Source organism: Loigolactobacillus jiayinensis (assembly GCF_003946445.1).
GTDB classification, from domain to species: Bacteria; Bacillota; Bacilli; order Lactobacillales; family Lactobacillaceae; genus Loigolactobacillus; species Loigolactobacillus jiayinensis.
Window position 1 is genome coordinate 11,706 of record NZ_RHOF01000036.1, and the last position, 20,074, is coordinate 31,779.

The 20,074-nt window shown below is 40.5% G+C and carries 18 protein-coding genes; all 18 read left to right on the plus strand.

Annotated features, from left to right (window positions below):
* Positions 1 to 37 precede the first annotated feature (37 nt).
* The 18 genes from ygeW to nifJ all read left to right on the plus strand — a co-directional run bounded on the left by ygeW (position 38) and on the right by nifJ (position 19,855).
* Positions 38 to 1,237, plus strand: a complete 1,200-nt coding sequence (ygeW, locus tag EKM80_RS09785; protein ID WP_125552945.1) for a knotted carbamoyltransferase YgeW — start codon at positions 38 to 40, stop codon at positions 1,235 to 1,237.
* A gap of 30 nt (positions 1,238 to 1,267) precedes the next feature.
* The gene (arcC, locus tag EKM80_RS09790) at positions 1,268 to 2,206 is read left to right on the plus strand and encodes a carbamate kinase (protein ID WP_125552946.1); all 939 of its coding nucleotides are present in this window, start codon (positions 1,268 to 1,270) and stop codon (positions 2,204 to 2,206) included.
* A gap of 34 nt (positions 2,207 to 2,240) precedes the next feature.
* Positions 2,241 to 2,615: a Rid family detoxifying hydrolase gene (locus EKM80_RS09795; RefSeq protein ID WP_125552947.1), complete on the plus strand. Its 375-nt coding sequence runs from the start codon at positions 2,241 to 2,243 to the stop codon at positions 2,613 to 2,615.
* Between the two features lie 47 nt (positions 2,616 to 2,662).
* Entirely contained in the window at positions 2,663 to 4,042 is a 1,380-nt protein-coding gene (locus EKM80_RS09800; protein WP_125552948.1) for a uracil-xanthine permease family protein, read from the plus strand.
* Between the two features lie 77 nt (positions 4,043 to 4,119).
* Positions 4,120 to 4,464 (plus strand): winged helix-turn-helix domain-containing protein, encoded by a 345-nt coding sequence (locus EKM80_RS09805; RefSeq protein ID WP_125552949.1) that lies wholly within the window; start codon positions 4,120 to 4,122, stop codon positions 4,462 to 4,464.
* A gap of 15 nt (positions 4,465 to 4,479) precedes the next feature.
* Positions 4,480 to 5,475 (plus strand): XdhC family protein, encoded by a 996-nt coding sequence (locus tag EKM80_RS09810; RefSeq protein ID WP_125552950.1) that lies wholly within the window; start codon positions 4,480 to 4,482, stop codon positions 5,473 to 5,475.
* Between the two features lie 123 nt (positions 5,476 to 5,598).
* Entirely contained in the window at positions 5,599 to 8,175 is a 2,577-nt protein-coding gene (gene xdh / locus EKM80_RS09815) for a selenium-dependent xanthine dehydrogenase (RefSeq protein WP_125552951.1), read from the plus strand.
* Positions 8,176 to 8,183: 8 nt separating this feature from the next.
* Entirely contained in the window at positions 8,184 to 8,753 is a 570-nt protein-coding gene (locus EKM80_RS09820) for an NTP transferase domain-containing protein (protein WP_125552952.1), read from the plus strand.
* Positions 8,754 to 8,758: 5 nt separating this feature from the next.
* Positions 8,759 to 9,925 (plus strand): selenocysteine lyase SclA, encoded by a 1,167-nt coding sequence (gene sclA / locus EKM80_RS09825; RefSeq protein WP_125552953.1) that lies wholly within the window; start codon positions 8,759 to 8,761, stop codon positions 9,923 to 9,925.
* Positions 9,910 to 10,932 carry a selenide, water dikinase SelD gene (selD, locus tag EKM80_RS09830; RefSeq protein ID WP_125552954.1) on the plus strand — a complete coding sequence of 341 codons (1,023 nt, stop codon included), beginning with the start codon at positions 9,910 to 9,912 and terminating at the stop codon, positions 10,930 to 10,932. Before sclA ends, selD begins: the two co-directional genes overlap by 16 nt.
* A gap of 12 nt (positions 10,933 to 10,944) precedes the next feature.
* Positions 10,945 to 11,529 (plus strand): sulfurtransferase-like selenium metabolism protein YedF, encoded by a 585-nt coding sequence (gene yedF / locus EKM80_RS09835; protein ID WP_125552955.1) that lies wholly within the window; start codon positions 10,945 to 10,947, stop codon positions 11,527 to 11,529.
* 15 nt (positions 11,530 to 11,544) lie between these two features.
* On the plus strand, positions 11,545 to 11,799 hold the full coding sequence (locus EKM80_RS09840; RefSeq protein WP_125552956.1) for a DUF3343 domain-containing protein: 255 nt from the start codon (positions 11,545 to 11,547) through the stop codon (positions 11,797 to 11,799).
* On the plus strand, positions 11,790 to 12,536 hold the full coding sequence (yqeC, locus tag EKM80_RS09845) for a selenium cofactor biosynthesis protein YqeC (protein ID WP_125552957.1): 747 nt from the start codon (positions 11,790 to 11,792) through the stop codon (positions 12,534 to 12,536). Before EKM80_RS09840 ends, yqeC begins: the two co-directional genes overlap by 10 nt.
* Positions 12,503 to 13,318 carry a selenium-dependent molybdenum cofactor biosynthesis protein YqeB gene (yqeB, locus tag EKM80_RS09850; RefSeq protein ID WP_125552958.1) on the plus strand — a complete coding sequence of 272 codons (816 nt, stop codon included), beginning with the start codon at positions 12,503 to 12,505 and terminating at the stop codon, positions 13,316 to 13,318. Before yqeC ends, yqeB begins: the two co-directional genes overlap by 34 nt.
* A 188-nt stretch (positions 13,319 to 13,506) precedes the next feature.
* Positions 13,507 to 13,956, plus strand: coding sequence for a flavodoxin (locus EKM80_RS09855; protein WP_125552959.1), 450 nt, complete (start codon positions 13,507 to 13,509; stop codon positions 13,954 to 13,956).
* Positions 13,957 to 14,017: 61 nt separating this feature from the next.
* Entirely contained in the window at positions 14,018 to 14,848 is an 831-nt protein-coding gene (locus EKM80_RS09860) for a sulfide/dihydroorotate dehydrogenase-like FAD/NAD-binding protein (RefSeq protein ID WP_125552960.1), read from the plus strand.
* A gap of 1 nt (position 14,849) precedes the next feature.
* On the plus strand, positions 14,850 to 16,259 hold the full coding sequence (gltA, locus tag EKM80_RS09865) for an NADPH-dependent glutamate synthase (protein WP_125552961.1): 1,410 nt from the start codon (positions 14,850 to 14,852) through the stop codon (positions 16,257 to 16,259).
* Between the two features lie 62 nt (positions 16,260 to 16,321).
* Positions 16,322 to 19,855, plus strand: coding sequence for a pyruvate:ferredoxin (flavodoxin) oxidoreductase (nifJ, locus tag EKM80_RS09870; protein ID WP_125552962.1), 3,534 nt, complete (start codon positions 16,322 to 16,324; stop codon positions 19,853 to 19,855).
* Positions 19,856 to 20,074: the final 219 nt, after the last annotated feature.

Sequence of the window (20,074 nt, forward strand, 5' to 3'; positions counted from 1 at the left end):
TGTTCAGAAATATAAAAACAGTAAAGGGGTAGTAAAAATGACAGAATTTAACAATCTTGTTTCAGACATTAAAAATTTAGATACTAAGAAAATGTATCAAGGGGACTTTTTCCAAACTTGGGAAAAGGATGATTCAGAAATTGCAGCAACATTGAAAACCGCTGATGCATTACGTAATTTACGTGAACGTAATATTTCAACTAAAGTATTTGATTCCGGCTTAGGTATTTCAATTTTCCGTGATAACTCAACCCGGACTCGTTTCTCATTCAGTAGTGCGTGCAACATGTTAGGCTTAGAAATTCAAGATTTAGATGAATCAAAATCACAGATTGCTCATGGTGAAACTGTTCGTGAAACTGCAACAATGATCTCCTTTATGGCTGATGTTATCGGGATTCGTGACGATATGTATATTGGCAAAGGCAATGCGTATATGCACGAAGTTGTTGATGCAGTAAAAGAAAGCAATGAAGATGGCATTTTAGAACAACGACCTAACTTAGTTGACTTGCAAGATGACATGGATCACCCAACGCAAGCTTTAGCTGATTTAAATTCAATTATCCATAAATTTGGTGGCGTTGAAAACTTAAAAGGTAAGAAAATCGTGATGTCATGGGCTTATTCACCATCATATGGTAAGCCATTATCAGTACCACAAGCAATTGTTGGTTTAATGACGCGCTTTGGCATGGATGTTGTCTTAGCTCATCCAAAAGGCTATGAAATTATGCCAGAAGTTGAAAAAATTGCCGCTGACAATGCAGTAAAATCCGGTGGTACTTTCACTAAGACAGATGACATGAAGGCAGCCTTTGACGATGCTGATGTTATTTATTGTAAGAGCTGGGCACCATTTGAAGCAATGAAGAAGCGTAGTGATTTATACGGCGAAGGCGATTTCGACGGCATTGATCACTTAGAAAAAGAATTATTGGAACAAAATGCGCAACATAAAGATTGGGCTTGTACTGAAGATATGATGAAGTTGACCCATGAAGGCAAAGCTTTATACATGCATCCACTACCAGCTGATATCACAGGTGTTTCAGCTGAAGAAGGTGAAGTTGACGCTTCTGTCTTTGATCGTTATCGTAACGACTTATACGTACAAGCTAGCTTCAAACCATATGTGATTGCTGCCATGATTTTCTTAAGTAAATTCAAACAACCGGCTAAGGTCTTGCAAGATTTAGAAACTCGTGGTCAAGAACGCAAATTAAGTGAAGATTAGACTTTATTATCTGGAGGAGATGACTAATTAATGGAACGTGTTGTTGTCGCACTCGGTGGGAATGCACTGGGTAGTAATTTACATGAACAAATGACAGCGGTTAAAACGACTTCTAAAGCAATTGCGGACTTGATTGAAGCAGGCTACGAAGTAATTTTATCACATGGTAATGGACCACAAGCAGGCATGATTCGTTTAGCAATGGATGAATTAAACCAAAAAGCACCGGATAAATATCCAGTGGTACCATTATCAGTCTGTGTTGCAATGAGCCAAAGCTATATTGGCTATGATCTACAAAATGCTTTACGTGAAGAATTATTAAGCCGCAATATTATTCAACCAGTGGCCACAGTTGCAACTCAAGTCGTTGTTGATCCAGATGATCCAGCATTTAATCATCCGACTAAGCCGATTGGCCGCTTTATGAGCCAAGCTGAAGCTGAAAAATTAGCAACAGAAAAAGGAATTCAGGTAGCTGAAGATGCTGGCCGTGGATATCGACAAGTGGTTGCTTCACCAAAACCAAAAGAAATCATTGAAGTGGATACAATTAAAGCTTTAATTGATGCTAAACAAACTGTTATTGCTTGTGGCGGTGGTGGTATTCCGGTGATTAAGCAAGGTCAGCACCATTTGAAAGGCGCAGAAGCAGTTATCGATAAAGATTACTGTAGCGCATTATTAGCAGACATTGTTGACGCTGATTTGCTGGTTATTTTGACCGCAGTTGAAAAGGTTGCCCTTAATTTCGGTAAACCAGATCAGAAAGAATTAGGTATGGTCAGCGTTGCTGAAATGCAACAATATGCTGTCGCTGGTCACTTTGCGGCTGGCTCAATGTTACCTAAAGTTGAGGCTGGTATTCAATTTGCAGCTTCCAAACCAGGACGTAAAACATTAATTACATTACTGGAAAAAGCCAAAGATGGTCTAGCTGGTAAAACTGGTACGATTATTCAAGGCTAAAACAAGATTGATTGTAGATGAAGGAGGAATTTCTTTGAATCAAGCACTTAATGCGGACAACGCGCCCAAAGCTGTTGGTCCATACTCACATTCAGTTCTAGCTGGCAAAACGCTATATATTTCAGGTCAACTTGGCATTGATCCGGCAACGAGTCAATTACAAGATGGCGTTACTGCACAAGCTGAACAAGCAATGAAAAATCTTGGTGCTATCTTGAATAACGCTGATATGGATTATGCTAATGTGACTAAAACAACGATTTTTATTAAAAATATGGCTGATTTTGGTGCGATCAATGAAATCTATGGTCGTTATTTCACTAAATTATTGCCAGCTCGGTCGTGTATCGCAGTTGCGGAGTTACCGCTCCAAGGTCTTTTTGAAGTAGAAGCAGTTGCAGTAAAATAAGTTAATCAACTGTGTCTGTTCACTGCCTGACGGAAAGGAACGTAATTATGAGTGAAAATAAGTTAAGCGGATTGTTCGCTTATGATGGCCAGATCTCAGTTAGTGAGGTAGCACCACTTGGATTACAGCACGTTGTTGCTGCGGTTGCTGGTATCATTACACCAGGAATTATGATCGCAAAAGTGTGTAATTTAAGTGTAGCTAATACAACTATTATTATCCAAACCTCACTGATTTTTGCTGGTTTAGCAACCCTAATTCAACTTTTTCCAATATTCCATCGCTTTGGCTCGCGTTTGCCAATGATGATGGGCGCCAGTTTTGCCTGTGTGCCAATATTACTAATGATTGGTGGTGATTTTGGTATTGCGGACATATTCGGTGCCCAATTAATTGGGAGTATCATAATTACGCTGATTGGATTTTTTATAAAGAAAATTCGAATTCTCTTCCCACCAATTGTAACCGGTACCGTTATCTTAAGTATTGGCCTCTCATTGTTTCCAACAGCAGTTAATTATATAGCTGGTGGCACTGGGAGTGCACATTTTGGCTCAGTTAAGAATTGGACCGTCGCTTTGATTACTTTCGCAGTGGTGTTCTACTTTTCATATTTTGCTAAGGGACTGCTGAGTTTATCTTCAATTTTAAATGGTATGGTTGTAGGTTACTTGGTTGCATTAGTTCTAGGTATGGTTGATTTCTCGGCTGTGCATTCAGCAGCGTTTTTCCAAGTTATCAAGCCATTACATTTTGGCCTTAGTTTTAAAATTGTTCCAATCATTACTTTGACGATTGTTTTCTTGGTTGATACAGTACAAACGATTGGTCAGTTTACGGCAACAACTGTTGGTGCTATGGAACGTCAACCGACTGATCGTGAGTTATCAGGAGCTGTTATGGGCAAAGGGCTAGTCAATATCATCGGCAGCTTTTTCGGTGGTGTACCTGTAGGAACTTTTGGTCAAAACGTTGGATTAGTGATTGCAACTAAAGCCATTAATAAATTTATCTTAGCCTTTTCTTGTGGCATTTTGTTAGTAGCAGGGTTTGTGCCTAAAGTAGCCTCAATTCTAACCACAATTCCGTACGCAGTTATTGGTGGGGCAACGGTTTCGGTTTTTGCCACAATTGCAATGACTGGGATCAAGACAATCACTTCTGAGAAGATGACACCTGAAAATACAGCAGTTGTCGGTATTTCATTAGCCTTTGGTATTGGTGTTGCTTTAACTCAAAACAGTCTGGCTGGTTTTCCAGATTGGGTAACTACAGTTTTTGGTAATTCTGAAGTGATTTTAACAACCATTTTAGCAATTGTGTTAAACCTAGTGCTTAATCATTTGAAACAGCCGCAGGTAGCTGCAGCGCCACAAACTGATGAAATATCTAGTATTACTAACGAGCGGACTAGCTTGACGAAATAAAAATAAGAAATTCATGGTGACATGAATTTTTTATTTGTTGGCGTTATCTATTTCAAATATAACGGAGTCTGATGTAAATGAAAGAACGCTTAAATTATAGTTTGACACTGTATTTAACGAAGAAACAATCAGTTATGGGACCAGAAATTGTTCAGCTAATGCAGTTGATTCAAATTAAAGGTTCCTTAACTTTAGCCGCCGGTGCACTGGGGATTTCTTATAATAAAGCTTGGCGCTTGTTGCATCACGCTGAACAAGCTTTAGCACAGCCACTGGTTGTTTCTAGTGCTGGTGGTGTTCATGGCGGTGGGTCAAATTTAACTACTGAAGGACAGAACTTAATGAATAAATATTTGCGTCTACAAGAATTATCACAATCAGCAGTTGAACACTATTTTCAGATGATATTTGAAGAAAACTAAAGGGTGGGTTTATTCATGATAAAAATTCTAGAAACGCTATTGGCTAATTTGCAAGCTCAGCGTGATATTGTTTTGGTAACCGTCACATCTAGTGCTGGTTCAGCCCCACGTGGTGCTGGCGCCCATATGCTAGTTGGCACTGATGGGGCCTTATTAGGAACAATCGGTGGGGGCCGGGCCGAGTACGAAAGCGAAAAGTTAGCACAAAAATATTTACAACAACAACGTAACGGCAGTAAAAAATTTATTTTGGCACCTAATGATGTAGAAGATCTTGGTATGATTTGTGGCGGTAGAATTGAAGTCTTGTTTACATACTTTGACCATACTGAAACAACAATTTGTACACTATTACAGCAGATCATCGAGCAAATGACGCAACATCATGCTGCTTGGTTATTACTTCAAAGTGATCAAACTGAAACTAAACTAGGTTTTTATAGCCGCGAAACTAAATTCGTTGGTTTTGAAGTAGCATTAGACAAAATTCAAAAAACACCACAATTTTGGCAGGAAAAGCAAACGACTTTGTATGCTGAACCAATTAGTCAAAGCGGTAAGGTTTATATTTTTGGTGGTGGACATGTTGCACAAGCTTTAGCACCGGTATTAAAGCCACTAGATTTTTATACAATCATTTACGATAATCGGCCTAAATTCTTAACACCTGAAGTATTCCCAACGGCTGATGAATTAATTGTCGGTAATTTAGATCAAATTGAGGAGCATATTAAATTAAATGTTGAAGATTACGCGATAGTGATGACGCGCGGCCATAAAAGTGATTTTAGCTTAGAGGTTCAATTATTGAATTCACCGATTACTTATTTGGGTGTAATTGGAAGTAAGCATAAAACAGCGCTGCATCACCGTTTACTTAAGGAAAAAGGATTTTCCGATGAAGACCTTAAACGTTTAACCATGCCAATTGGTATTGAAATTGCCGCAGAGACGCCAGCTGAAATTGCGGTTAGTATCGCGGCACAATTGATTCAGTCGCGTGCACATTGAAAATATATAAAAATTAGTCCACAAGAATATTTTTTAGTGTTATAATCAATGTGAAGAACGGAACAATATCGCAAATAATTTAATGGATAGAGCTTGTAAAACGATATCGAAAGAGGTGCACTGATGTATTCATTTACTGTAAATGGCCAACCAGTTTCTAGCGAAGAGGACAAGAAGTTGATGTATTTCTTACGCGATGATTTAGGTTTGACCGGAACTAAGGATGGCTGCGACTCAGGAGCGTGTGGGGCATGTTCTGTGTTAATAAATGGAAGGGCTTCCAATAGCTGCTTATTTACGCTGGCAAAGGTTGCGGGTAAGGACGTTACGACAATTGAGGGCCTGACGCAACGACAAAAAGATGTTTTCGCATATGCATTTGCTCAAACTGGCGCGGTTCAATGTGGGTATTGTATTCCTGGTATGTTGATCTCTGCTGTTAGTTTGCTAAAGAAAAAGCCAGATCCAAGCGATAAGGATGTACGCAAAGGAATTCGTGGTAATATTTGTCGTTGTACCGGTTATGTTAAAATTATTGAAGGCATTAAATTGGCGGCTAAAATGTTGCGTGAAGAAGCGCCAATTCCTGAGGTTAGTTTTGATGGGAAGCTCGGCCATGATTTTCCACGGGTTGACTCAGTTGAAAAAACCTTAGGTACCGGTAAATATGTCGATGATATTGTTTTGCCTGGCATGTTGTATGCTTCAGCAATTCGCAGTGCTTATCCACGGGCGCGTTTGCTTAAAATTGATGCAACGGCAGCTTTAGCTCATCCAGATTGTGTTGCGGTATTGACTTCTAAGGATGTTCCCGGTAATAATAAGATAGGTCACTTAGAGTTCATTTCCGATTGGGATGTTATGATTCCAGTTGGTGAGATTACGCGCTATGTGGGTGATGCAGTTGCACTCGTGGTTTCTAAAAAGAAAACTAGCTTAGATACCATTAAGACACTGGTCGAAGTTGATTATGAAGAATTAACACCGCTATTAAGTTGCGAAGCCGCATTAGCTGATGATGCACCAAAAATTCATGAAAAGGGTAATTTATTGACCCATGAGCATTTAATTCGTGGTAATGCTGATGAAAAATTGGCGCAGTCTAAGTATGTGGTTAGTCAGCATTATTCAGTACCTATTAATGAACACGCTTTCATGGAACCGGAATGTGCAATTGCACTGCCTGAGGGTGATGGTATTTTGCTGCATACTGGTGGTCAAGGCATTTATGATGAGCAGCGTGAAGTTAGTCGCATGCTTGGCTTACCAAAGGAAAAAGTTCATGTTCATTCAGAATTAGTGGGTGGTGGTTTTGGTGGTAAGGAAGATATGAGTGTGCAACATCATGCTGCTCTAGCTGCCTGGTGCTTGAAACAGCCAGTTAAAGTTTTGTTTACCCGTCAAGAAAGCTTGATGGTTCATCCTAAACGCCATGGTATGGAAATGGACTTTGTGACTGGCTGTGATGCAGAAGGTAATTTGACAGCAATGAAGGCTGTTGTTTATGCCGATAGTGGTGCTTATGCTTCCTTAGGTGGCCCAGTGCTACAACGGGCTTGTACTCACGCTGCTGGACCTTATAAATATCAAGATATTGATATTGAAGGTTTTGCTGTTTATACTAATAATCCACCATGCGGCGCATTTCGTGGCTTCGGTGTTTGTCAGACGGCTTTTGCGATTGAAAGTAATATTAATATTCTGGCCAAAAAAGTGGGCATTAGTCCATGGGAGATTCGCTTCAAAAATGCGGTCGAACCTGGAGATTCACTACCAAATGGACAATTGGTAACACAAAATGCAGCGCTTAAAGAAAGTTTGTTAGCAGTTAAGCCGGCATATGATGAAGCTAAAGTGGCTGGGGTTACTTGTTTCTTTAAAAATAGTGGGATTGGTGTTGGGTTACCCGATGCTGGGCGTTGTATTGTTTCAGTAGAAGGCGGTAAAGTGCATGTACGGACCAGTGCTGCTGGTATTGGTCAAGGGGTTGCGACTGTTATGACCCAAATCGTTTGTGAAACGCTAGATATTAGTCCTGCACTAGTCATTGCTGAAGCACCAGATACTCAGCGGACACCGGATACAGGAACAACAACGGCTTCTCGGCAATCATTGATCACTGGTGAAGCAACGAAACGAGCAGCTCAACAATTGCGAGTTGAATTAGATATGGGGCGTTCATTAGTTGATTTGGAAGGTCGCAAATTTTTCGGCGAATTCTTACCTGAAACAGATCCGCTGAATTCAGATAAAAAGAATCCAGTTAGTCATGTTGGCTACGGCTATGCAGCCGAAGTGGTCACCTTAGATGATAGTAATAAGCTAGGTAAATTTGTTGCCGCATATGATATTGGTCAAGTAGTTAATCCGAAAGCAGCCGCTGGACAAATTGAAGGTGGTATTGTTATGGGGATGGGTTATGCGCTAACTGAGAAATTTGAAGTTGATCATGGTTATGTGAAGGCACGTTATGCAACTTTAGGTTTATTAGATGCTACTAAAGTACCACCAATTGAAACCAGTTTTGTTCATGCTGGTAATAATCATGATGGTATGGCTTACGGTATTAAGGGTGTTGGCGAAATTGCAACAATTTTACCTGCACCAGCTATTGCGGGGGCGTACTATGCCTTAGATGGAGAATTACGACCAACGTTACCATTAGCTAATACACCGTATGAAAAGAAGAAGAAAAAGTAGGGAAATTAATGCTTGCACAAACTAGTGTGGTCATTATGGCCAGTGGTTACTCGAAACGAATGGGGCGGAACAAACTTTTTTTACAATATCGTGGGCAAACGTTTCTGACACGTACATTACAATTAATTCAGCAGGCACATTTTTTAAAAACAATATTGGTCATTAAACAAGAGGATGTAGCTAGACAAATATTTAGCACTGATATAACAGTAATTGTTAATCCAATAAGTGATTATGGCCAAAGTACGAGTGTTCGTTTAGGCGCAGCAGCAGCTATCGGTCAAGGATGCTTATTTGTACCGATTGATCAGCCACTACTTGATATAGCGACGTTAACAAAAATAGTCAATTGCGGAAATGAACATAATATTGTGTTTCCTTCTGGTGATGGCAGTGCTGGTAGTCCCGTGTATTTTGGGTGTGATTTCTTTGCTGAACTCAAGCAAGTAACTGGTCAAACTGGTGGGCGTCAAGTTAAGCAGCAACATCGATCAGCTTGGCATCCGGTTGTAGTTGATCCACAAAAGATACAGGACATTGATACGGCACAACAATATCAGAGATTATTAAAAGGATGATGCGTATGGAACCTGTTTACCTAAATTGGGCCGCTACTTCTTATCGTAAGCCAGCGGCAACATTACAGGCCGTGAATAACTATTTACAGACGAATCATTACCAGAATAGTAATCGCGCGTTGCCTGGAATGACTGAGAGTGGGATTGCATTACAAACACGGCAAATTTTGGCTGACTTTTTTGGTGTGACGAATCCAGCACAGGTTTTATTTACACAAAACGCAACAATGTCCTTAAACATGGTTCTAAACGGGCTGCTGTATTCAGGCGATCACGTTATTACGACCTCAATGGAACATAATGCGGTGACACGACCGTTGTATTTATTAGCACAACAGGGAGTGACAACGACTTATCTGCAGTGTGATCGGTTAGGCCAACTTGTACCTGAACAATTAGATGCCGCAATTAAACCAGCAACACGTGCTGTTGTTATGACTCATGCGGCAAATGTTACTGGAACAATTATGCCAATTAAGGAATGTTTTGCCTTAGCCCACAAGCGGGGCTTGGTGACAATTTTGGACGCGTCCCAAACTGCGGGGCTGTTACCAATCAATATGGACGTACTGAATATTGATATCTTAGTATTTACTGGCCATAAAAGTTTACTTGGGTTACCAGGAACTGGCGGATTTTGCCTAGCAGATGGCGTGGCTGAGCAAATTAGGCCATGGCTAGTTGGTGGTACGGGTAATGCTTCAGCGGCGCCGCAACAACCAGATTTTTTGCCGGATAAATTTGAACCAGGAACTCCCAATACATTAGGAATTTTAAGCTTAGGTAGTTCAGTTAAAGCAATTACTGAGTTAGGTTTAACTAAGATTCAGCAACATGAGCAAGCCTTAACGCAACACTTTCTAACGGGCCTAGCTAATTTACCAGTGACCATTTTTGGGCCTAACCAAGCTGATCAAATGGTGCCGGTCGTTTCTTTAATTGCACCTGGTTACGATGTTGGTGAACTCGGTGGACAACTTTATCATCAATTTGGAATCATTACACGTTGTGGTCTACACTGTGCGCCATTAGCACATAAGACAATTGGTACGTTTCCTAATGGGAGCATTCGCTTTAGTTTAGGCTATCAAACCACAGCGCAAGAATTAGATTATACGTTAGCTGCTTTAGCGCAGCTATTGGAGGGGCGAGCGGGATGGAAGGATTTTTAGCAAGTTGTACTTCAGGTGGTTGCGGCGCTAAAATTGGCGCTGCTGATTTACATGATTATTTACAAGCACTGCCACAGCAACATGAGCCCAATTTGTTGGTTGGGTTTAACGATGCTGATGATGCTGCAGTTTATAAAATCAGTCCGGAGCGCGCGTTGATCAGTACAATAGATTTTTTCTCGCCCATGGTCGATGATCCATATACTTTTGGGACAATTGCTGCTGCAAATGCGCTTAGTGACGTTTATAGTATGGGTGGCCAACCATTATATGCACTAAATATTGTTTGCTTTCCTGAGCGCTTGCCTAAAAAGGCATTGGCTGAGATGTTGTCTGGTGGTGCGGCTAAAGTACAAGAGGCAGGAATTGTTTTAGTTGGAGGACATTCAATTTATGATCATGAACCAAAGTATGGTTTAGCAGTTACTGGTGAGATAGCACCTGATCAACTGATTCAAAACCACACACCTGAAGCTGGGGATGTACTAATTTTAACCAAAGCATTGGGCGTCAGTATTGTATTGGCGGCGGCACGTGCTGATGTTGGGGATGAGCAGGCAACGGCGGCCGCAATTGCTTCCATGCAACGATTAAATAAATATGCAGCTGCTAAATTTAATGATTTTCAGGTGCATGCCTGTACTGATATCACGGGCTTTGGCCTATTAGCACATAGCTTAGAGATGGCAGGTACTGAGCACACTTTGGTTATTGATACAGCTGAGCTACCAATTTTAGCTAAAGCTGCTGAATTTGCTGCTGAGTTTTTAGTAACTGCTGGTGGTGAGCGTAATCGGGAACACGTTGGTAATCAGGTTGATTTAACCGGGATTACACCAGCAATGCAAGAATTATTATTTGATCCACAAACATCTGGCGGATTATTGATCAGTGTGGCGGAAAAAGACGCAGCATTATTGCTGGCAGCAATTCAAGAAGACGACCCCGTAGCTCGTATCATTGGTGTTGTTAATGCGCGTGAACAAGAACCGATCATTTTATTATGAGGAGCGATTTTGATGGAAAAAATAGAAGTTAATGCATTAGGCAAGCCCTGTCCGTTACCAGTAATTGAAACAAAGAAAGCAATTCGACAATTAGGTGATACTGGCGGTCAAGTTACTGTATTAGTCGACAATGATGTTGCAGTAAAAAATGTGACTAAAATGGTGAATGCTAATCATTACCAAATTGATGCACAGCCAGTTGGTGAGAATTTTCAATTAGCAATCACGGTGACACAACCCATGGCAACACAAGAACCACATGCTGGGTTAGTTATTGCTTTTGGGCGTAATGTACTAGGTGAAGGCGATCCCAAACTAGGGCAGATTTTACTTAAAAGTTATATTTATTCCTTAACCGAATTGGATACACCACCAGAGCATCTATTGTTTTTTAATAGTGGCGCTCATTTAACTAGCCAAGATTCTGGTGTGTTAGACGATTTGCATACTTTGGAAGATAAAGGCAGCCAAATTAGTACTTGTGGTACATGTCTAGATTTTTATAATATTAAAGATCAGTTGGCAATTGGTGAAATTACAAATATGTACGCAATTGTTGAAGCAATGGATCAAGCCGGCAAGGTTGTTACAATCTAGTCTGGAGTGGACGTGATGGAATATCTATTTACTTTTGTGAATACTTTTGCTGCAATTCAAGCACAAGATCGGTTAGATGTACAAAAAATTCCGTTTAATGTGATGCCCTTACCTAGTAGTTTAGGTGATAGTTGTGGTATTTGTTTACGTGTGAAGAACAATGATCTTGCTGATGTACAAAATGAATTTAAACAAAGCAAGATCGCCTTGACTGGTTTTTATCAGATTCAAGTTATCAATGGAAAAAAGCGGTACCAATTATGTCATTAGTGGACTGTTTTGCGTTGCACAAGTATGAAATTATCTCAATTGTCGGTAGCGGTGGTAAAACAACGTTACTAAACTATTTGGCACAGTGTTTTCGAACCGAACGTGTTTTGATGACAACGACGACTAAGATATTTTTACCAGAGCGGTCGATATACGATCAATGTATCTCACCGCTGGAACCGTGTGTTAGTTTACAGACTGGTATTACTTTGTTAGGCAGACCAGTAACAGGACAACCTAAATTAGCTAGTCCTAGTCCGTTAACTTTGCGATCAGCTTTATTACATTGCGATAAAGCTTTTATTGAAGCTGACGGTGCTAAAAGGAGGCCGTTAAAGGGTTGGAATAGAACTGAGCCAGTAATTGTATCAGAAACGACGATGACAATTGGTGTGGTACCAGTAAATATATGCGGTTATCCGATGGATACAGCATATATTCATCGATTATCTAAGTTTTTAGCATTGGGCGACTTTTGTGAACAACAAATTATTACGCCAGCAATATTGGCTCAAGTTATTAGTCACCCACAAGGATTGTTTCGTCTTAGTCGAGGTCGTAAAATATTATTTTTAAATCAAGTTGAGACAGCTACTACAGTTGAGCAGGTAAAAAAAGTTATTGCGGCGCTACCGCAGCCTTTTTTAAATCAAATAGCATATATTGTTAGTGGTAGTGCTAGACAACAACAAGGGATGATCGTATGGCAAAACAAACAATTGCAGAAACAATCGTAGCAGTACGTGGTGGTGGCGATTTAGCAACGGGTACGGTACAAAAATTGGTTCACGCAGGGTTTAAGGTCGTTATTTTTGAGACAGAAAAACCATTAATGATTCGGCGTACTGTATCTTTAGGTAGCGCAGTTTGGGATCAAACAACAACTGTCGAGGATATTACGGCAGTTTTAACAACTGAAAAGAATCTCGAAAAGGTATGGGCAAGTGGCCGGGTTCCTGTTATAATTGATGCTGAAGGTGAAAGCCTTTCCAAAATTGAACCAACAGTATTGGTTGATGCAATTTTGGCTAAACGCAATATAGGAACTCACCGTAAGATGGCCCCAATTACGGTTGCACTGGGTCCGGGTTTTGAGGCACCGACTGATGTTAATATTGTCGTAGAAACAATGCGCGGGCACAATCTTGGACGTCTAATTTCTTCCGGTAAACCGTTACCAAATACGGGGATTCCCGGTGTAATTGCAGGTAAAAGTGCTGAACGTGTTATCCATGCACCTGCAAGCGGCGTTGTACGTTATGTCCATCAAATTGGCGATCAAGTCAGTCAAGGTGAAACGTTGTTTTATATTGGTCAAACTTCGGTACCATCACCGTTATCTGGAACTTTACGGGGATTGATTGCTGAAGGCGCTAATGTAGAATTAGGACTTAAAATAGCGGATGTTGATCCACGTGCTAATGTGGATTGTGGTTGTATTTCGGACAAAGCTCGTGCTATTGGTGGTGGTGTTTTAGAGGCAGTATTGATGCTTGGACACCAGCAATCATTATTTTAGCCGCACTGTCAATCTTGTCTAGAGGCTGGATCAAATTTAATTATTTGATTCAGTCATTTTTTTAGGGAAAACACTAAAAAATTTATTGTTCGCTAAAAAATATTGAGTTTTCGTGAGAATATGCTATATTGTTAATGTAAGCGTTACCTGTAATTACTAAAAATTGTGATTTAGAAAGGATGATAAATATGGCTTTAGCAAAAATTGTATACGCAACAATGACCGGTAATACAGAAGGTATCTCTGAAATCTTGGAGGCAGCCTTTCAAGATGAAGGTTTAGATGTTGAACGAGTCGAAGCAGATGATGCAGACGATGATTTCTTCGATGATGCAGATATTTGTGTTGTTGCCACTTACACTTATAATGATGGTGAATTGCCATTTGACTTTGAAGACTTCCATGAAGAATTATCTGACCAAGACCTAGCTGGAAAAGTTTTTGGGGTTGCTGGAACTGGTGACAGTGAATTATATCCAGATTATTTCTGCCATGCTGCTGATCAATTTGAAGAAGCTTTTACAGCAACTGGTGCCAAAAAAGGTAGTGAAACAGTCAAAATTGAAAATGAAGCCGACGACGAAGATACAGCTAAGTTAAAGGCCTTCGTTAAGGAATTAGTTGCTGCGCAGGAATAAATCAGTGCTTGATTGCTCAATGATGAGCGGATGGGAACGTTGTGATTGAGGAGGCAGCAACATGTTTAAAATCACAGAACGAACAGCACTAACGGACAATGAATATCAGATTTGGCTTGAAGCACCAAGAATTGCGACAAAGGCACAACCTGGACAATTTATTATTTTAAGAATTGATGAGCAAGGTGAACGAATTCCACTGACTATTTGTGAGGCTGATGCATCAGCTGGTAAATTACGAATTATTTTTCAAGTAATCGGTAAGTCGACCGCGCAGTTAGCACAAGTGAAGACTGGAATGTCACTACTAGATGTGGTTGGTCCATTAGGCAAGCCAACTGAGATCAAAAATTATGGAACAGTGATGTTAGTTGGCGGTGGTGTCGGAATTGCAGCATTATTTCCAATTGTTAAAGGGTTAAAGCAAGCTGGAAACCGTGTTATCACAATTATTGGTGCTAAAAGTAAGAATCTGTTAATTTTACAAGAAGAATGTGCTAAGTATTCTGATGAATTGATTTTAGTCACTGACGATGGTTCTCTAGGCCGCAAGGGTTTAGTAACTGAGGCGATGGCTGATGTGTTACAACGGGAGCCAATTAATCAAGCTTGGGCAATCGGACCTAGTATTATGATGAAGTTTTGTACTAAGGTTGCAACTCAGTTTAACGTTCCAATTTACGTTTCATTAAATCCAATTATGGTTGACGGTACTGGAATGTGTGGTGGTTGTCGAGTAACAATCGGTGAAAAAATAAAGTTTGCTTGCGTGGATGGTCCAGAATTCTTAGGTGCTGAAGTTGATTGGGATGGCTTTATTCAACGAATGCGTCAATATCATCCAGAAGAAGTTACGGCCTATCAAGCTTATCAAGTAAAGCAGGTGCATTGAAATGCCAAAACGTAGTTATAATAAAACGCCGATGCGGGAACAAGCACCCGAAGTACGCCAACATAATTTTAAAGAAGTTGCTTTAGGTTACAACTTACAGGAAGGCCAGTTGGAGGCTAGCCGTTGCTTACAATGTAAGGACGCACCATGTATCTTACATTGTCCAGTAATGATCGACATACCTGGATTTATTAAACAAATCAAAGAAGACGATATGGAAGGCGCTCGTAAAGTCTTAAATCGTTATACTAATCTACCAGCAATCTGTGGTCGTGTTTGTCCACAAGAAAAGCAATGTGAAATGGTTTGTCGGTTGGGTCAATCTAAAAAATTTGAACCAGTTGCTATTGGAAAGTTGGAAAGATTAGTTGCTGATTGGTCGCTGGAGCATCCTGAAGAATCAATTGAAATTACTCATGATAAGGGTAAGGTAGCTATCATCGGGTCAGGGCCATCTGGGCTGACTGCAGCTGGTGATTTAGCTAAGTTGGGGTATGAAGTTGTTGTTTTCGAGGCATTACAAACAGCAGGTGGGGTTCTAACGTACGGGATTCCTGAATTTAGGTTACCGAAACAAATCGTTCAGAAAGAAATTGACCAGATTGTTGCTCAAGGTGTGAAGATTGAAACTGATATGGTTGTAGGTAAAACAATCACGATGGATGAGATTATGGAAGACTTTGATGCTTGTTATATTGGTGTTGGTGCTGGTACACCACATTTCATGGGTATACCAGGTACCGATTTAACGGGGGTTTATGCATCAAGCGAATACTTGACCCGAATTAATTTAATGCATGGCTATGAATTTCCACATTATGATACACCATTACAACCTGCCAAAAATGTCGTTGTCATTGGTGGTGGTAATGTGGCAATGGATTCTGCCCGGTCAGCGAAACGGTTGGGTGCCGAAACTGTGACGGTACTTTATCGGCGTTCGCAAGAGGAGTTACCAGCTCGTGTTGAAGAGTACCATCATTCAGTTGAAGAAGATATTCAGTATAACTGGTTAACCAGTCCGGTTGAGTACATAGCCGGCGATCACGGACAGTTGGTGGGTGTAAAGTGTATCAGAATGAAATTGGGTGAACCAGACGAGTCAGGTCGACGTCGCCCACTTCCAATTGCTGGTAGTGAGTTTGTTGTTCCAGCAGATACGGCCATTGAAGCGATTGGGCAAGGTGCTAATCGGGTCATGCTGGATACGTTCCCAGAGTTAGCAACTAATCGTTGGGGCTATGTTCAAGCCGATGAGAATACTTGTGCGACTTCAGTGCCAGGTATTTTTGCCGGTGGCGATATTGTAACTGGTGCCGCAACCGTTATTTTAGCAATGGGAGCGGGGAAAATTGCCGCTAAAGAAATTGATCAATATGTTCAAAATAAGCAAGTGACGACAACGGTCTAATTTGTACTTAGTGAATTAGATTTTAGATAAAGATGTTATTTTCCGAAAAGGATGCGAAAATCATGAAACACACGAAAACGATGGATGGGAATACGGCAGCCGCTTATATTTCCTATGCTTTTACTGAAGTAGCTGCTATTTATCCGATTACCCCAAGTTCTACTATGGCTGAGGTTGTTGATGAATGGGCAGAACAAGGAAAGAAAAATATTTTTGGCGAAACGGTCAATGTAGTTGAAATGCAGTCTGAGGCGGGAGCCTCAGGGACAGTTCACGGTTCATTAAAAACCGGTGCGTTAACAACAACTTATACAGCATCACAAGGTTTATTATTGATGATTCCTAATATGTATAAAATTGCTGGTGAGTTATTACCTAGTGTTTTTCACGTTGCTGCACGCGCAGTTTCGACTAATGCGCTGAGTATTTTTGGCGATCATAGTGACGTTATGGCTGCACGGCAAACGGGCTTTTGTATGTTAGCTGAAAGTGGCGTTCAAGAAGTCATGGATTTATCTGCCGTAGCACATTTAGCAAGTATCGAAGGCAGCTTGCCATTCATTAATTTCTTTGATGGTTTTCGTACGAGTCACGAGTTACAACGGATCGAAGTTATCGACTACGATGATCTGAAAAATATGATGAATTGGCCAGCTTTACAAAAATTCCGGGATCGCGCGATGAATCCAAGTCATCCTTACGTTTCTGGGACAGCACAAAACCCTGATATTTATTTCCAATCACGTGAAACGGTCAATCAATACTATGATGCAATGCCAGCTATTGTGCGTAAGTATATGCAGAAAATCAATGCTTTACGGGGAACTAATTATGATTTAACTAACTATTATGGTGATCCAGAAGCAACTGAAGTAATCATTTCAATGGGCTCAGTTTCACCAACAATTCAACAAACAGTTAAGTATCTTAATGCGCAAGGTCGTAAAGTTGGACATTTGAATATTCATATGTATCGGCCTTTCCCAGCTGAAGATATGTTAGCTAAGTTACCTAACACAGTTGAGCGGGTAGCGGTGTTAGATCGGACTAAGGAACCGGGGTCTGATGGTGAACCATTACTTCTAGACGTCCAAAGTGTGTTGTATCGTCATGAAAATCGCCCAATTGTTATTGGCGGGCGTTACGGTATTGCTTCTAAAGATGTCACACCAGATCAGATTGTTTCTGTTTATGATCATTTATTATTACCAGTTGCCCAAATGAAACAACGCTTTACGATTGGGATCGTTGATGATGTGACCCATCTATCATTACCTAAACGTGAAATTTTAGATTTAACACCAGATTCAACTTTCCAAGCAAAGTTCTGGGGCTTTGGTTCTGATGGGACCGTTGGGGCTAATAAGCAAGCTATCAAGATTATTGGTGATCATACTGGTCGTTATGCACAAGCTTACTTTGCCTATGATTCGAAGAAATCTAGCGGCCTGACTGTTTCTCATTTACGGTTTGGGCATGAACCAATTACGTCAACTTATTATGTTGAGCGGCCTGATTTTGTCGGTTGTCATAATGCAGCTTATCTGCATAAATATGATTTAGTTAAAGGCTTAAAGGATGGCGGCACATTCTTACTAAATTCGATCTGGGATCCAGAAAAAGTTAAAGATGTGTTACCAGCTAATTTAAAGCGCTATCTTGGCGAACATCATATTAAATTCTATACGATCAACGCGATGGCAATTGCCCAACGTTGTGGGTTAGGTCGCCGCATCAACACGGTTATGTCGACTGCTTTCTTTGAAGTCACTAATATGATGGAACGCGATGAGTTTGTTCCTTTATTAAAGGCTGAAGTTGATAAAACTTACGGTAAAAAATCACAGAAAATTGTTGAAAAGAACTGGCAGGCAATTGATGAGACTTTTGATGCATTATATCAAGTTGATGTGCCAGCTGACTGGGCAACGATCGATCCTGAAGTTAAAACTGAGAAACGTGATGTGCCGGCATACGTGGCTAATATTCTTGAACCGATCAATCGTCAAGAAGGCGATAACTTATCAGTTAAAGATTTAATTGATAACGGTATGTTAGCTGGTTCGGTACCAATGGGCACAGCAGCGTATGAAAAACGTGGCATTGCGTTACAGGTTCCAGAATGGATCTCAGAACGTTGCACAATGTGTAATGAATGTGCTTTTGTTTGTCCACATGCTGCAATTCGACCATTCTTAGCGGACGATGATGAAATGGCCGAAGCCCCTGAAGGCTTTATCACGCGTGATATGAAAGGCCCAGATGGGTTGAAGTATCGTATCCAAGTTTCATTGGACGATTGTACTGGTTGTGGGTTATGTGTTGAGGCTTGCCCCGCAAAAGGTAAAGCCTTAGTCATGAAACCATACGAAGAACAAAAGAAACAGGCGTTGAATTGGGCTTTTGCAATGACCTTGCAACAAAAAGCTAATCCAGTTAAAAAAGTTTCTGTTAAGGGTTCACAATTTGAGAAACCATTAATGGAATTCTCTGGTGCTTGTTCTGGTTGTGGTGAAACACCTTATATTAAATTATTGACCCAATTATATGGTGATCATATGATGATCGCAAATACGACGGGTTGTTCATCAATTTGGGGTGCTTCTTCACCAGCAACACCATACACGGTTAATGATCAAGGTCAGGGTCCTGCATGGAGTAATTCATTATTTGAAGATAACGCTGAATTTGGCTATGGTATGCATATTGCTAATAATGTTAAACGGCAACGGGTAGCTAATCAAGTTCGTGCAGCCTTAGCAGCTAAACTTGGTGCTGAAGATACACAAGCACTATTAGCTGATTGGTTAGATCACATGGAAGATGGCGAAGGAACACAACAACGGGCGGCTAAGTTATCAGCTGCGTTACACACTGAAACCGAGCCTGATTTACAAGCAATTCTCAAACATAAAGACCTCTTTGCTAAGATCAGCCAATGGATCATTGGTGGTGATGGTTGGGCTTATGATATTGGTTTTGGCGGTATTGACCATGTCTTGGCTAGTGGTGAAGATATCAATATTTTCGTTATGGATAACGAATTGTATGCTAATACTGGGGGCCAAATGTCTAAAGCAACCCCAACTTCAGCAATTGCTAAATTTGCTGCGGGTGGTAAGCGGACAGCAAAGAAAGATCTTGGTATGATTGCCGCAACCTATGGCAATGTATACGTGGCACAAATTTCACTAGAAGCTAACCAAAATCAAGCATTGAAGGCTATTGCTGAAGCTGAAAGCTATCCAGGTCCATCATTGGTTATTGGTTATACACCATGTATCAATCATGGTCTAAAGGGTGGTATGAGTCATACAATTGAAGAAGCTAAGGAAGCTGTTGAATCCGGTTATTGGCAGTTATATCGTTACGATCCACGCTTGGCTGCTCGTGGTAAGGATCCAATGCGCTTAGACTTCAAGAAAGCTGAATTTGACAAGATTCCAGCCTTTGTAGAAAAACAAACTCGTTTCTCCGCATTGCATAATATTAAGAAAAATGATGCAGAGGTTGCCGCAATGTTAGATCAAACAACGGAAGATATGAAGGAACGTTCAGAGACCTATACACGAATGGCAGCAATGAAGAAACAATAATTAACCTAAATTAAGTACATTCACTTTTGGTGAGTGTACTTTTTTATTGGACAAATGATAGCCATTATCATTTTCAAAGCTTAATCACGGAAAATAGCTAATCATTTTTTGTTCGGGTTTAGCGTCTAATTGGGCTAAATTGTTTATGGTAGGTCAATTAGTTAAAAACTACTTTGTGTTTAATATAACAGCGTGTTAGAATTTAATCGGATACATAAA